Source organism: Thermostilla marina (genome assembly GCF_054657455.1).
Genome location: NZ_BAAHYR010000001.1, coordinates 3,136,489 through 3,151,683 on the forward strand (window position 1 = coordinate 3,136,489; position 15,195 = coordinate 3,151,683).

Annotated in this window: 11 protein-coding genes; all 11 read right to left on the reverse strand. The window is 58.6% G+C overall.

Going from position 1 to position 15,195, the window contains the following annotated elements:
• Window positions 1-93: 93 nt before the first annotated feature.
• Window positions 94-2,565, reverse strand: a complete 2,472-nt coding sequence (locus ACYQ2I_RS11485) for a DUF4962 domain-containing protein (protein WP_460167155.1) — start codon at window positions 2,563-2,565, stop codon at window positions 94-96.
• Between the two features lie 201 nt (window positions 2,566-2,766).
• A complete protein-coding gene (gene nuoE, locus ACYQ2I_RS11490; RefSeq protein ID WP_460167156.1) occupies window positions 2,767-3,312 on the reverse strand; it encodes an NADH-quinone oxidoreductase subunit NuoE in 546 nt (181 codons plus the stop codon).
• On the reverse strand, window positions 3,309-5,078 hold the full coding sequence (locus tag ACYQ2I_RS11495) for an NADH-dependent [FeFe] hydrogenase, group A6 (RefSeq protein WP_460167157.1): 1,770 nt from the start codon (window positions 5,076-5,078) through the stop codon (window positions 3,309-3,311). The genes nuoE and ACYQ2I_RS11495 overlap by 4 nt, the downstream gene beginning before the upstream one ends.
• An 80-nt stretch (window positions 5,079-5,158) precedes the next feature.
• Complete coding sequence (nuoF, locus tag ACYQ2I_RS11500; RefSeq protein ID WP_460167158.1) at window positions 5,159-7,342, reverse strand: NADH-quinone oxidoreductase subunit NuoF; 2,184 nt, start codon at window positions 7,340-7,342, stop codon at window positions 5,159-5,161.
• Between the two features lie 722 nt (window positions 7,343-8,064).
• A complete protein-coding gene (locus ACYQ2I_RS11505; protein ID WP_460167159.1) occupies window positions 8,065-8,268 on the reverse strand; it encodes a DNA gyrase inhibitor YacG in 204 nt (67 codons plus the stop codon).
• 61 nt (window positions 8,269-8,329) lie between these two features.
• Window positions 8,330-8,647 carry an FmdB family zinc ribbon protein gene (locus tag ACYQ2I_RS11510; RefSeq protein ID WP_460167160.1) on the reverse strand — a complete coding sequence of 106 codons (318 nt, stop codon included), beginning with the start codon at window positions 8,645-8,647 and terminating at the stop codon, window positions 8,330-8,332.
• 47 nt (window positions 8,648-8,694) lie between these two features.
• Window positions 8,695-9,411 (reverse strand): nucleotide exchange factor GrpE, encoded by a 717-nt coding sequence (grpE, locus tag ACYQ2I_RS11515; protein WP_460167161.1) that lies wholly within the window; start codon window positions 9,409-9,411, stop codon window positions 8,695-8,697.
• Window positions 9,412-9,483: 72 nt separating this feature from the next.
• Window positions 9,484-10,614 (reverse strand): molecular chaperone DnaJ, encoded by a 1,131-nt coding sequence (dnaJ, locus tag ACYQ2I_RS11520; RefSeq protein ID WP_460167162.1) that lies wholly within the window; start codon window positions 10,612-10,614, stop codon window positions 9,484-9,486.
• A gap of 267 nt (window positions 10,615-10,881) precedes the next feature.
• A complete protein-coding gene (gene groL, locus ACYQ2I_RS11525; RefSeq protein ID WP_460167163.1) occupies window positions 10,882-12,501 on the reverse strand; it encodes a chaperonin GroEL in 1,620 nt (539 codons plus the stop codon).
• An 81-nt stretch (window positions 12,502-12,582) separates the two neighbouring features.
• Complete coding sequence (gene groES / locus ACYQ2I_RS11530; protein ID WP_460167164.1) at window positions 12,583-12,882, reverse strand: co-chaperone GroES; 300 nt, start codon at window positions 12,880-12,882, stop codon at window positions 12,583-12,585.
• Between the two features lie 82 nt (window positions 12,883-12,964).
• A complete protein-coding gene (groL, locus tag ACYQ2I_RS11535) occupies window positions 12,965-14,608 on the reverse strand; it encodes a chaperonin GroEL (protein WP_460167165.1) in 1,644 nt (547 codons plus the stop codon).
• Between the last annotated feature and the right edge of the window lie 587 nt (window positions 14,609-15,195).

The window sequence follows — 15,195 nt, forward strand, 5'->3', positions numbered from 1 at the left end:
GGATTTTGCAACAACCAGCATTAGGGAGCATCACAGCCGGAGCACGGAAGAAACAGACAACAACGCTTCTTCGTCATCTGCGCACGAACCGCCCTACTGTATACCATCGACAATCTGCATCTCGTCGGGTCGGCCGTCGCTGAATCGTCGCCGCACCACGATCTGCCCGTGTGTGGCCAGGTCTCCGGAACGCACCGTCGCTTCTCCTGAAAGGGGCAAGAGCAGTTCGGCGGTCCCGTCCGCCAATTCCGCCGTCAAGATGTATCCTCCGTCGACCTGACGCAACGTCGCCTCATGCCCGACAGACGTCCCTTTCTTGTGCGGACGATACAGCGCGACGAACTCCACCGACCGGGCTTTCTCGGTCGTGGACGCCATAAGATGCCATTCCCGCAGCGTAATCCGCGGTCGCGGATTCGGATCGTATTGGTTCGTCTGTTCAAAGTGTAAGCCGCGCGGAGCAAGGAACTCGACGGGGCAAACCACCTCTCCCGACGACGCCGTCAACCGATTATCGTCGAGTTCCATCCGATTCGGCGAGTGCAACCAGTACTCGTAGCGAACAGGACGCGACGCCTCGAGCCGGTCGTACACGACGACCAACTCCGGTTTGCAAAAGATGATCGTCCTCGTGAACCGCTTCAGTACCGAGCTGTCACCCTGCGGCGCCTTCGTATCTTGGTAGCAACCACCGGCTTCGCCCTCGACGATATCGATCGTCGGCGAGGTCGAAAAGGCCGTGATGCGTCCCCGGCAGGCCGCCGAATGCGGAATCTGTCCGATTCCGTCGACGGTGATCGAATTGACCGAACGCGTGCTCCACATCCAATCGCGATGATGAGCACTACCATACATGTCGCGACGACCGCTCGACACAAACAACCGCTGGTTGTAAGCCGAGAGCAAGAACGCATTGTTTGCGTCGTACCCGTGCGATTGCGTCCCGAACGGGCTCGATTTGAACTGTACCTGGACGTTGTCGCGACCGTCCGTCAACGTCGTATTCAAAACGGCTTGTCCCGTCCCCCGAAAGACCCGCGACGTCGGCAAGTCGACGGGCGGTTTTCCGTCCGTTGCCGGCAAGGCTCCACGCACGAAATCCCAGCTCGTCGTCTTCGGCGGCGAGCCGCCCATCGTGTCGACGTACCATTGCCAATATGGGTTACCCGCTTGCGCCGCCAGAATGGACACCAACGGCACGTTCGCTCTTGCCTCCCGCGTGCAGGCCAAGTCACCGAATCCGCCGGTCTCGGAAAACGGCGGCATGAAGTACATGGCGTAGTACCCAGCTTTCGAGAAGTAAGGCTTTCGATAGGCATCGACACCGAAAGCCGCCCGCATCACATCGGCCCACCACGTGAACCGGGTGATGTAACTGTTCCAGTACGAAGCCCCCTCGTGCCAGCCCCCGTCGTCGTCGGACCACACGGGATAGACGTTGTAGAAAACGTTGACGGCGAACCACGTCCAATCGTCGGCCTCGGCGATCTCTCCGTGGAACGCAACGCCGATCTCGCCTAGAAAATGATAGGCTCGGTTGCTGTGACTCGCGTAGGGTTGCCAGAGGTGCCGCGGACACAAATGACGGTACATCTCTTCGCCGCGTGCCTTCATGACGTCACGGCATGTTTGCCGCTCCGATTCGTTCAGCAAATCGTAGACGTAGGTATACGTTCGCGAAAAAAAGTACGCATAGGGCATCCCCGCCTCGTCGTTGTACCGGTAGCCCGTCGCACCATGCGGGTCCCATTTCGCGCATTCCATCAAGATGCGTCTCGCTGCCTCGCCGTAACGACGGTCGCCGCTGATTTGGTAAGCGAAGCCGAGTTCGGCAGCCGTCCCCAATGCCCGTTGCGTGTACGTTCGATTTCCCCACCAAATCTCGCGCCATGCTTCACCTCGCGGTTCGATATCGTCGGGATACCGAGGCGGCTCTTTCGTAGGGGGAGGATTTCGCAGGGCTTCGTCGCACTGCTTCTTGATTGCCTGCCAAGCATCCGCCAGTTCCCCCTTTGCCGCTTGGCGCAACCGAGGCAAATCCTCCGGTCGCAAGAACAACCGCGGGTGCGCGTCGGGTATGCGAGCCAGTAGTTCTTTTCGCGTCGGCATGGGAAAGGCTGTTGCCCCCGAGGCTATTCGAAACCGACGTGGTCGACTCCACGCCGTATGCCGCGATTGGTCGTCCCATCCGCGATATCGCCACCAGTACGTTTTCGAAGGCAACACAACAGGCGGTGTGTGCACATTCCAATTAATGTCGTCGGCCGAATAAACGATTTCGGAGAATGACTCGTCACCGGCAACCTGAATTTCCCAGTGATTGATCCCTTTCTGCGGCCGCCACGCGAAATTCGGCGGTGACACGACAAGCACGCTGTCGTTCGTCGGGCGGTACCCCCACTCTCCCGGGCCCGCCGGTCTCTCGTCCAGTGGGATTTCGGCCCCCATGGTCACCGCCCCGACAAGCAAACCGACCACTAAAACGAACAAGACGGAGATCGCCGTTCGTTCGTGTTTTCGGCAACGTCGGCGGAACGACGCACGATAGGCTTCAGCACATTTCATAGGGACATACCATAAGCGGAGGGAAACATACGGAAAGAAAACCGGCGGGACACTGGCGAGGTGCTACTATCCTTTCTCGAATGCGACGCGTCTGCAACCTGTCGACATCGAAATACTCAAAAAACGCGAAGCCGGAGCCCCGCATCAAGCGAAACTCCGGCTTTGGTGGCCCGTTTTTGAAAGACGGCAGTGTCAGCGGAATCAATCGTCTTGTTGTTCTTCTTCCCGCACTTTCTGGAGATAGCGTTCCAAGATGACGGGCACCTGGTCGGGTGTCACTGTTGCATGGACATCGTCGTTGATGGTCATGACCGGTGCCAGACCACACGTCCCTAAACAACGAGTCCCCTGAAGCGTGAACAACCCGTCGGAACTCGTTTCTCCGAATGTGATCCCAAGCTCATCCATCAATTTCTGAGCAACGCGGTCGGCTCCCTTGACGTAGCAGGCCGTTCCCATGCACAAGTTGATGACGAACCTTCCTCGCGGCTGGAGCCGGAAAAAGTGGTAAAAGCTTGCCACTCCCGCCACTTTCGCCGCAGGGACTTGCAACAGTTGAGCGACCGCATCCAGGTGGGCCTCGGCCAAGTAGCCGTATTTGGCCTGGATCTTGTGTAAGACGGCAATCAAGTAACTGTGCGGCTCGGGACGATTCCGACACTCGTTGATGTATTCGACGATGTCCTCGCCCAGGACGTGTTCCGCCGTTGCCTTGACTTCTTCCCAGTTATCGATCGAAGCGCTCATCGGATACCTCGCGGAAGTCGTGGTCTATAGTGGGTGTGCAGCAACTTGTGCGCCATCAACGAACCCGGACTTCCCAAGAAGTTCTCGTACAGGTCTTCAATGGCCGGGTTCTCGTACGACTTGCGCAACTCCTTGCTGCTGTCGATGGCATAGAGGGCGGAAGCCCGCTGCCGAAGTAAGTCGGGATCCAAGACATGATATTCGCCCGAAGGATACGGCTGTCCGCCTCCGCCGATGCACCCCCCAGGACACGCCATGACCTCGATGACGTGAAAATCCCCTTCTCCCCGCACGACGCGATCGAGCAACGTTTTCGCATTCGTCAGCCCGTTCGCAACGCCGAGATGAATGTTCTTGTCGCCGATGGCAACGTACGTCTCACGGAGTCCCTCGACCGCCCGCACCTCGGTGAATTCGAGCCGTTGTGCCGGTTTGCCCGTCACCATCTCCGAAGCCGCCCGCAATGTCGCCTCCATGACACCGCCGGTCGTCCCGAAGATGTCGCCCGCCCCCGAAGCCAACCCCAGCGGTGCATCGAATTCACCGTCGGTGAGCCGCGTGAAGTCGATGCCGTAGCATTTGATCATCCAGATCAACTCGCGAGTGGTCAGCACGGCGTCGGTATACGGGCGTCCGTTTTCATCCTGGTGCTCCGGACGACTGGCCTCGTATTTCTTGGCCACACAGGGCATGACCGCCACCATATAGATATTCTCGGGATCGATCCCCTTCATCTTGGCGTAATACGTTTTCGCCAGCGTCGAAAGCATGCTCATCGGCGACTTACACGTCGAAGCGTGCGGGATCAGCTCAGGATAGAACTTCTCCATGAAGCTGATCCAACCGGGCGAGCAGGACGTGATCATCGGCAAGGGACCGCCGTCCTGAAGCCGATTCAGAAATTCGTGGGCCTCCTCGACGATCGTCAAATCCGCCCCAAAATCGGTATCGAACACGGCATCGAACCCCAGCAACCGCAGGGCCGTCACCATCTTCCCCGTGCACGGAGTGCCGGGCGGCAACCCGAACCCTTCGCCGATCGCCGCGCGAATCGAGGGGGCCGTTTGCACGACGACGTGCAGGTTCGGATTCGCCAACGCCTGCCAGACATCCTCGACGCTCGATTTTTCGAGGAACGCCGCGGTCGGACACACGTTGATGCACTGGCCACATTGGATGCAGACCGATTCATCCATCGGCGTCATATGGGCCGGAGCGACGACGGTATTGAACCCGCGTCCGTGCTGGCTGAGGTTGCACACGCCTTGAATCTCGGCACACACACGAACGCAGCGTCCGCACAGAATACACTTGTTCGGATTGCGAACGACGGCGCAACCGCTATCGTCGATGGGAAACTCTTTGCGTTTTCCCTCGAACAATCGTTTGCGGACCCCCAGCGAATATGCCAAGTTTTGCAGTTCGCAGTTTCCGTCACGATCGCACGTCTGGCAGTCACGGGGATGGTTGTCCAGCAGTAGTTCAACGATATCGCGACGTGCCTCTCGAATCTCCGGCGAATTCGTCACGACCTCCATGCCGTCCCAAACGTGCACACTACACGAAGCCATGTAGAAGCCGGTGTTTTTGACTTCGACCAGACAAACACGGCACGACCCGGCCAGACTCAGATCGGGATGATAACACAACCGTGGAATCCGAACGCCGATCTGTTCCGCCGCCTCCATGATCGTCGTTCCCTCGGGCACAGCGATCTGGGTGTCGTCGATCTTGACGTTTACGAGTTTCTTTTTCGGTCGAATCATGACGATGGTTTCCGTTGTCGGTCGACAGCTTGTCGAAAACAATTTCCGTCAGACGATGAAAGCCGAACCTGCTTTCGGCATCACAACCGCAACACGGCGTCGAAACGGCATACCTGATGACATCGGCCGCATTTGATGCAGGCGTTTTGGTCGATGACGTGCGGTTCCCGTCGCTTCCCCGAGATGCACTCCACCGGGCAGTTCCGGGCACATGCCGTGCACCCGATGCACTTTTCAGGATCGATTTCGTAGTGGATCAACGCCACGCACTTCTTGGCCGGACATCGCTTCTCGATCACGTGGGCCAAGTACTCGTCGCGGAAATGCGTCAACGTACTCAATACCGGGTTCGGTGCGGCACGTCCCAAGCCGCACAGCGACGCTTTTCGTACGAGTTTAGCCAACCGTTCGAGCTTATAGATATCCTCTTCCGACCCCTTGCCGTTCGTGATTCGCTCGAGGATTTCGAGCATCCGTGTCGTCCCTTCGCGGCACGGAGTGCATTTCCCGCACGACTCATCCTGCGAAAATGTGGTGAAAAACTTGGCGATATCGACCATGCAGTCGGTTTCGTCGAGAACGATCATTCCGCCGGATCCCATGATCGAACCGGCCTGCTGCAAGTTGTCGAAATCGACCTGCAGATCCAGCATTTGGGCCGGGATGCAGCCACCGGCAGGGCCGCCGGTCTGGACCGCCTTGATCTTCTTGCCGCCCGGCGGGCCGCCGCCGATATCTTCGACGATTTCCCGCAGAGTGATTCCCATGGGGACTTCGACCAACCCGGTGTGCCGGACCTTTCCGGCCAAGGCAAACACCTTCGTGCCGCCGCTCTTTTCGGTACCGATCCGTTTGAACCAGTCGGCCCCATAGGCGATGATGACCGGTACGTTCGCAAACGTTTCCACGTTATTGATGACCGTCGGCTTGCCCCACAAGCCGGCCTCGGTCGGAAACGGCGGACGAATCCGCGGCTGCCCTCGCTCACCCTCGATTGAATGGATCAAGGCCGTTTCTTCGCCGCACACGAAGGCCCCCGCCCCGAGGCGAACCTCGAGGTCGAAATCGAATCCCGAGCCGAGGATGTTCTTTCCCAACAGCCCCCATTCGCGGCAAAGCCGAATCGCATTTTCGATCCGCTCGATGGCCAAGGGATATTCGGCCCGAATATAGAAGAACCCCTTTTGAGCCCCGATCGCGTAAGCCCCGATGATCATGCCTTCGACGACGTTCAACGGATCGGATTCCAACATACTGCGATCCATGAACGCCCCGGGATCCCCTTCGTCGGCATTGCAGATGATGTAGCGAGTCTTTTTCGACGATTTCCTCGCGAACGACCACTTGACACCCGTGGGGAACCCACCGCCGCCCCGCCCGCGCAAGTTCGACCGGGTAATCTCTTCGATCACCCATTCGGGATCACCTTGCGACAGGACCTTCGCCAAGGCTTCAAAGCCTCGAAAATGCAAGTATTCTTCGATACTCGTCGGATCGAGTACGCCGTTATGACGCAAGGCGACTCGAGTCTGGCGATTGAAGAAGGCCACATCACCGTACAGTTCGAAGAAATCACGGCTGACCGGTTCGTCCCGCACCACGAGCCGTTCGACGATCCTTCCGCCCTGCAAGTGTTCGCGAACGACCTCTTCGAGATCGGCTTCGTTCTTCAATCGATAGAGAACATTCTCGGGACGGATCAGAACGTGCGTGCATTTCCCCTCCATTTCGGCACTGCACGCCCCGAAACAACTAGCCGGTGTCACACGACACGTCTGCTCCGACACCCCGAGTTCGCGAAGACGATCGGCGATCGCCCCACCGCAGATTTTCTCTCCATGAAAACCGCATCTGGCTGAACCGCAGTTAAGCAGCTCATGGCGAGTGAGTTCCTCCACCGGCCCGTCCAGAACGTACTCGAGCAGAGGCTCACCCTTCATGATGTGACGGGTGAAGATTTCGTGTACGATCTTTCGGTCGACGCGCTGATACTTCACCGGAATCTCACCCGCCCGGAAAATACCGACGATCGGCTCGCGACTACACCGGCCCGTACAACCGGTCTGCCTCAGCACGATGTCGGTTCTTCCCGAAGCCGCGATGTGCTTGCGAAACTCGTCCAGGACCTCGAGCGATCCTGCGGCATGTTCACACGTCGCCGACCCGACCTGGATGAAGGTGTATCCCTCCCGGGATCGGGCCGCATAGGCCTCGTCGGCCTTCTTCCGCAACTCTTGCAGCGCTTCGAGAACTTGCTGATTCACTGCCGTCCCTCGTATTCAAAGCGGAGTGTTCCAATAACCTCCCGAGTATCCTGCCGAACCGCCCGGCCTCCGCGGCGGTATCGACCGCCATCATGGCGACACCGCGAAGCGACTCTGCTTTCGAGCCGGGTTATGCGACCGTCACGGCGCACTCGGGGCGCACACGGTAGATAACCTCAAGTCGGTCCGCAGTTCCGACAAGACGCGATCCTTTGCCTTCCGGAAACAAAAGACGGGAATATTCCTTTACACCGATCGAAGCGTGAGAACGCAATGCTGCCTTACCGAAGGGAACGAAGGCCTTGCAACCTCGCTCAAGGGAGGTCACGTCGAAGTAGTGGGAAGCCGAAACGGGAATGTTCTCGCGAATCGTGACCTGCCTCTCACAAATGTCTCCAATTCGACACTTGCCTGCAAGTCCTCGGCTCTCATTTTTTCAATTCGACGCACACCCCAACCGGCAAGGCCCGAGCCACAACTGCCTTCTCACGGCTCGCGGCACGGCCGCTCGGTCCTCACACAAGTCCTTACGCCCTATCTCGGACTTGGTTCACCCGCCGGTCCTAAAAGTGTCACGCCCCCGTTTGCCGAGCCTGTTTCACTGCTCTGTACGACACGACTGCTAAACCGAAAAGCGGGACCACCATTGGGGTGATCCCGCCAGTATTTCATCGGCAAGATGCTCAGGAATGATTTCGGTTCACACTTTGCAGCCCACCTTTTCAATACTCGTCACGGCACACACGGTCTTCTCGTCCCCACCCTTCCCCGTCTTCCTCGTCGGGCTCGACCGGCATCCCGTATGCCTCGTCGAGCCACCGACCAAGATCGATCCGTTTGCAGCGTAGGCTGCAAAAAGGCATCGCCTTCGGATCGGCATCCGGTAGAAACTCGCAACCGCAAATCGGACAGACCATCGGCTTCATGATCGTTTCACCGCTCCGGACCATCCGACCCTACCAAGTGAAACCGCGATTCCCGGCATGATCAGTCTTTCTTTGCCCCATTCTTGCCGTTACCGCTACCGCTCGACTTATCCTTGGCTGCTCCTTGTTTGTACGAACTGCTGCGGTAATCGGTCTGATAGAAACCGGACCCCTTGAACAAGATCGCCGCCCCTGGCCCGATCAACCGTCGAAGCTTCCGTTTCCCGCAGGCAGGGCATTTCTTCAAGGGCGCTGCCGTGATCGATTGAAACTCCTCAAATTCATGATCACAAGCATCACAATGGTAATCATATGTAGGCATGACGATCCTCACCAAAGAAGAATTACCAAAACCATCTCGTTTTGCGATTTCGCTCACACTCTATCGACCACACGTCACACGCCTTCACGCGCAGCGTGCTTCAACTACGGTTCTTGTTCGGTTGTCTCTTCGGCACACTCTTCATCGCCGGACGTGTGCGTGTCATCGGCCTCGGGCTGAAACGACACGATGACCTGACTCGGTCGCACAACGCGATCGTGCAAGGTGTAACCTTCCTGCGTCACGTACACAACCGTGTTCGGCGGATGGTCGTTGCTTGGCTGCCTTGAAATCGCTTCGTGCAAATTCGGATCGAACGGGCTGCCCTCGGCTTCAATGCGAACGCAATGATGCTTGCAGAACGTGTCCTCGATTTGCTTGAGCACCATCTTCAATCCCGAGAGCAACGCCTCGATGTCATGATTCTGCTCTGCGGAATCGACGGCCCGCTTCAAGTTGTCGACGATCGGCAACAGGTCACGGAAAAGATCCATGCCTGCGTATTTGCGTTCTTCCTGGGCTTGGCGCGTTACACGCTTGCGGTAATTCTCGAGTTCGGCCTGCCAGCGCATGGCGCGCTCGTTGGCTTCGGCAAGTTGGGCTCGCAAGTTCTCGAGCTCCGCCTCGGCCGATGCCTCACACGCAACCTCTTCCGCGACGGTCGTCGCCTCTTCTTCGGCGGCCATCGAAGCTTCGTTCCCACTCTCATCGGATGTCGCCGAAGCAAACTCCGGCTCGAGCGACCGCTGTTCGTCTTCGGTTCGCTTCTCTTCCGCGGCCTTGGCTGCTTGTTGTTCCGTCGGTTTATGTTTCTTGCTCATGGCGTTCGTCTCCTCGCGCCAAGTTTTGGTCGTTCTTTGCTCCCGGCGAAAGCCACACGTTGCCGCACGCGGCTAGGCGTCGCCGCGGAACAATTCCCGCACCTTGTCGAAAAAGCCTTTACGTTGCGGCAACACGTCGCTTTCTTCGATTTCGGCAAGCGTTTCGAGCACCTCGCGATGACGACGGCTGAGGTGCTTGGGCACTTCGATATACACCTGCACAAGCAAGTCACCGCGCCGTGTCGACCGTGGAGAGGGCATACCACGTCCCCGCAGCGGAAACACATCGCCGCTTTGGGTTCCTGCCGGAATCCTTAGCGTTTCCGGACCGTCCAAGGTCGGCACTTCGATCGTTGCCCCAAGCGCGGCCTGGGGATACGTGATGGGCACACGGCATATCAAGTGCTGCCCGTCACGTTGAAACAAGGGATGTTCCTTGACGTGGATGAAGCAATAACAATCGCCTCGCAGGCCGCTGTCGGGATCGATATCTCCTTCACCCTGAAGCCGCAGTCGCGTGTTCGTGTCGACGCCCGGAGGGATCTTGACTTCGCGGACGACCTCTTCGACGACCAATCGCTCTCCGCGACATTCGCGGCATTTGTCCTTGACCAGCTTGCCCCGTCCACCGCAGGCCGGACACGTCGACTGGACGGAGAAAAAACCCGCCGACTGGACGACGCGTCCTCGGCCGCCGCAGTATTGGCACACCACGGGCTGCGACCCCGCCCTTGCGCCCGACCCGTCACATGCGTCGCAAATGCGGTGGCGATGAAATCGAACGGTTTTCGTGGCCCCTCTGGCTGCCTCGACGAGATCAAGCGTCACCTCGCATCGAATGTCGGCACCGCGCCGCGCGCGTCGCGTTCTTCCGCCGCCAAAAATGTCGCCGAACAGGCCGTCGCCGAAAATGTCGCCGAACGCCTCGAAAATATCGTTGACGTCGTGAAATCGCGCTCCGCCCGCGGCTCCGCCGTTGACGCCCGCATGCCCGTATCGGTCGTATACTGCCCGTTTTTCGGGATCGCTGAGAACCTCGAACGCCTCGGCGGCTTCTTTGAATTTCTCGACGGCTTCTTCGTCGCCGGGATTGCGGTCAGGATGGTATTTCAGCGCAAGCTTGCGGTAGGCTTGAGCGATTTCCTTTTCGCTCGCGTTTCGATCGACGCCCAAGATTTCGTAGTAATCACGCTTTTCGGCCATCGTTGCCATGGCTCTTGTCAGAAGTCCGAATCGTTTCCCGCGACGGTTTCGACGCTGCGTACGACATCTGCTTTTTCGTCAATGCCGCCACACCGCTTTTTCGGCCGGCGTCTCGGTACAGCCCTACCGAGCGACATTTCGCTAACGGCATCGAAACCGTTGATTGTCGTCTTGTCATGGCAACAGGGCCACCCCTCGACTTGGAGAGGCGGCCCGTCGCCGTCTTGCTACCGAAAAAACGTCCGGGCGAAGATCAGGCCCGTCCCCTCAGCGGACCGCGCCTTCGACCAATTGGTCTTCCTCGTCTTCCTTCGGGATGTCGGTGACCAAAGCCTCGGTCGTCAGCATCAGCCCGGCGATACTGGCGGCATTTTCCAACGCACACCGCACGACCTTTGCCGGATCGATCACACCGGCTTTCATCAGGTCGCAATATTCACCGGTAAGCGCGTTGAAGCCGTAGTTGCCGTCCTTCTGGAGGACCTGATCGATGACAACGTCACCGTCCAGGCCGCAGTTTTCCGCGATCTGGGCCAAGGGACGTCGAATCGCACGGGTCACGATGTCGACGCCGATCTTCTCGTCTCCGCGGGCGTTGTTCCGCGCCTTTTCGAGCGCGGGCAGACAACGCAACAGGGCCGTGCCGCCGCCGGGGACGATTCCTTCCTCGGCAGCCGCTCGCGTAGCGTGCAAGGCGTCTTCCACACGGGCTTTCGTCTGCTTCATCTCGGCCTCGGTGGTTCCGCCGACTTCGACGATCGCCACACCACCGCAGATTTTCGCCAGGCGTTCCTGGTACTTCTCGCGATCGTAGTCGCTGTCGGTGGTTTCGATCAGTTTGCGCAACTGATCGGCACGCGCGGTGATGTCGGCCTTCTTGCCGGCACCTTCGATGATCGTCGTGCTGTCCTTGTCGACGGTAATCTTCTTCGCGCGGCCGAGATGTTCCAAGCCCACGTTTTCGAGCTTGATGCCCAGATCTTCGCTGATCACCGTACCGCCGGTAACGATGGCGATGTCTCCCAGCATCGCCTTGCGCCGATCACCGAAGCCGGGTGCCTTGACCGCACAAATATTCAGCACCCCGCGCAGCTTGTTGACGACCAGTGCCGTGAGGGCCTCGCCCTCGATGTCTTCGGCGATGATCAGCAAGGGTTTGCCGGTCTGGGCCGTCTTCTCCAACAACGGGATCAGATCTCGCAAATTCGTGATCTTCTTCTCGTGGATGAGGATGTACGCATCCTCGAGATAGCAGTCCATCTCGGGCGCCCGGTTGATGAAGTAGGGCGACAGGTATCCCTTGTCGAACTGCATACCTTCCACGATACGATACGTCGTTTGGGCCGACTTGCCTTCTTCGACGGTGATCACCCCGTCCTTGCCGACCTTCTCCATCGCCTCGGCCAACAAATTTCCGATGGCCTCGTCGTTGTTCGCGCTGATCGTACCCACATGCGCCAATTGTTTTTGGTTCTCGACGCGCTGGGCCATATCCATCAAATGGGACACAACGGCGTCGACTGCCATATCGATTCCGCGGCGCACGGCCGTCGGGTTGCAACCGGCCGCCACATTACGCAACCCTTCTTTGAGGATTGCATGCGCCAAGACGGTCGCCGTCGTCGTCCCGTCACCGGCGGTATCCGACGTCTTAGAGGCGACTTCGTTCACAAGCTTGGCGCCCATGTTTTCGAACTTGTCTTCCAGTTCGACTTCTTTGGCCACGGTGACGCCGTCTTTTGTGACTTGCGGACCGCCGTAGCTCTTGGAAAGGATCACGTTGTGGCCGGTCGGCCCCAGCGTGACGGCGACGACCTTGGCCAGCTTTTCAACACCTCGCAACAAGCGGTTGCGAGCGTCGTCCGAATAGAGCAATTGTTTCGCCACGATTGCGGCTCCTTTATTTCCTCACGACAAAACCAGGATCATTCTGCGGTCGGACGAATTCGTCCGACCGCCCGCTTCGCTTCATTTGACGACCTTGGCCAAGACTTCGCTTTCCCGCAGAATCTTCAGCTCTTTGCCGTCCACTTCGATATCGCTTCCGGCATACTTGCCGAAGATCACTTCGTCGCCGACGGCCACCGACATCTCGCCTCGCGAGCCGTCGTCGAGGAGCTTACCCGGCCCGACGGCCAAGACGGTACCGCGTTGCGGTTTTTCCTTCGCGGTGTCGGGCAGGACGATACCGCCTGCGGTCGTCTCTTCCGCAGCCACGGGTTCGACAACGATCCGATCATCGAGAGGACGCAGATTAATCTTGCTCATCGTCTTTCACCCTTTCCGATTATCTGTATTCTCGACCTTTTTGAGGAAACGTTTCTCAATCAAAGCCCGTACCCGGCGGACTTCAGAAGTCCATGCCCCCCATTCCGTCCATGCCGGGTTGACCGTTGTTGTCCGACGGTTTTTCCTTCTTGGGAATCTCGGTCACCAGGCACGATGTGGTCAACAGGAGCGAAGCAATACTTGCAGCATTTTCGATCGCTACCCGAACGACCTTCGCCGGGTCGATAATTCCTTGCTCGAACATATCGCCGTAGGTGTCGGTCAAGGCGTTGTAGCCTTCCGTCTTCTTCATCCCCTTGACGCGGTTGACGACGACGGCCCCAGACTGGCCGGCGTTCTCGGCGATCGTCCGCAACGGAATCTCAAGCACATCGGCCACGATTTGCACGCCCAAAGCCTCGTCGCCCGAAGCTTGCACTTTCGCAACGGCGTCGGCACTGCGCAACAGTGCCACACCACCGCCGGGCACGATGCCCTCGGCCAAGGCGGCTTGGGTCGCGGCTTTCGCATCGTCGACCAAGGCCTTACGCTCTTTCATTTCGGTTTCGGTGGCGGCGCCCACGTAGATCTGCGCGACACCACCGGACAATTTCGCCAACCGTTCCTGGAGTTTTTCGCGATCGTAATCGCTGGTGGTCGTTTCGAGTTCCTGACGAATCTGTTCGCAACGACCGGCGATCTCTTCTTTCTTTCCGCCGCCGCCGACGATCGTCGTGTAATCGGAACCGACGACGATCTTCTTCGCAGTTCCCAAGTCTGCGAGCTTGATCGACTCGAGCTTGATCCCCAGGTCCTTGAAGATCGCCTTACCGCCGGTCAGGGTGGCGATGTCGCCCAACATCGCTTTCCGGCGTTCACCATACGCAGGCGCCTTGACGGCACACACATTCAAGATGCCGCGAAGCTTGTTCACGACCAGCGTGGCCAACGCTTCACCTTCGACATCCTCGGCGACGATCAACAGCGGTTTATTCGCCTTGCTGACCGCCTCGAGAAGGGGTACCAACGCACGGGCGTTGGAAATCTTTTCCTCGTGAACCAGCACGAGGCAGTTTTCGAGTTCAGCCACCTGCTCGTCAGGATTGGTGACGAAGTGCGGCGACAGGTAACCGCGGTCGAACTGCATCCCTTCGACGACCTCGACGTACGTCTCGGCCTGTTTGCCTTCCTCGACGGTGATGGCCCCGTCTTTACCGACCTTGATGAACGCGTCGGCCAGCACGGCCCCGATCGACGGATCATTATTCCCGGCGATGGTGCCGACCTGGGCGATCTCTTTTTTGTTTTTCGGATCGATCGGCTTGGCCTGCTTGCGAATCGACTCGACGACGGCCTCGACGGCCTTATGAATGCCTCGCGACAAGGCCATCGGATCGGCGCCGGCGGCGATCATCTTCAGGCCGCGCGTGTAGATGGCCTCTGCCAAAACGGTCGCCGTGGTCGTCCCATCACCCGCGACATCGTTCGTCTTGGAAGCCGCTTCGCGGACGAGCTTGGCCGCAAGATTCTCGTACGGATCCTGGAGATCGACGTCCTCGGCTACCGTCACGCCGTCTTTGGTGATCTTCGGGGATCCCCATCCTTTGTCGAGCACAACGTTCCGCCCCCGCGGGCCGAGCGTCGCTTTCACGGCACGAGCCAATTTGCTCACCCCGCTGGCAAGCGACTGCCGGGCCGCTTCCTCGAATTGCATTTGTTTCGCCACAGTGGGTTCCTCCTTTTCCAACGGTCGCAATCATGGACCGATGCCGAATCCGGCCGTTTCTGCCCCGACACTCGCCGACGCTCGGCTCGTCGAAGCGAAACAGCCCACCACAGAGGTATTTCTTTCTAGCCAAAATCGTGCAGCTTCCCGTCGGGCAGTCGATCGCCATCCGCACACGAATCCCCGAACAGGAATCGCCCCCTCCCAAAGCAAGAAGCGTGCCGATCAAGACACAAATTCATAAGACATTTTACAGACTACAGTTACGTCGAATGTCCCAAAGTCCGTTCGGCACACGTTTGGCAGTCACCCGGCCTTGTGGTATGCCAATTTGGCAGACAGGCCCGACGAATCACCACCATCCAGCGTCCACCGTCCACCGCCGAAAACCGACCGCTACGACTTCCCGGTACCCACCCGACTGAGGGAGCTGCTTTGCCCAAACGAATCCGTTCCCGGCAAAGGCGGCAATGTCTGCCAAATTGACAGCAAGCCTGCCGCAAAATTTGTCGTTTTGCCGCAACGCGACCACCGATGGGCGGGAGCCATCAGGGGCAGGCCACACAGCGCAAACCACGAACAGAAGA

What these genes read in the sequence shown, in the direction of transcription:
- grpE (WP_460167161.1), bottom strand. Translation starts at nt 9,411, where the DNA reads ATGAGCAAGAAACATAAACCGACGGAACAACAAGCAGCCAAGGCCGCG.
- ACYQ2I_RS11505 (WP_460167159.1), bottom strand. Translation starts at nt 8,268, where the DNA reads ATGAAGCCGATGGTCTGTCCGATTTGCGGTTGCGAGTTTCTACCGGAT.
- nuoE (WP_460167156.1), bottom strand. Translation starts at nt 3,312, where the DNA reads ATGAGCGCTTCGATCGATAACTGGGAAGAAGTCAAGGCAACGGCGGAA.
- groES (WP_460167164.1), bottom strand. Translation starts at nt 12,882, where the DNA reads ATGAGCAAGATTAATCTGCGTCCTCTCGATGATCGGATCGTTGTCGAA.
- ACYQ2I_RS11485 (WP_460167155.1), bottom strand. Translation starts at nt 2,565, where the DNA reads ATGAAATGTGCTGAAGCCTATCGTGCGTCGTTCCGCCGACGTTGCCGA.
- dnaJ (WP_460167162.1), bottom strand. Translation starts at nt 10,614, where the DNA reads ATGGCCGAAAAGCGTGATTACTACGAAATCTTGGGCGTCGATCGAAAC.
- ACYQ2I_RS11495 (WP_460167157.1), bottom strand. Translation starts at nt 5,078, where the DNA reads ATGATTCGACCGAAAAAGAAACTCGTAAACGTCAAGATCGACGACACC.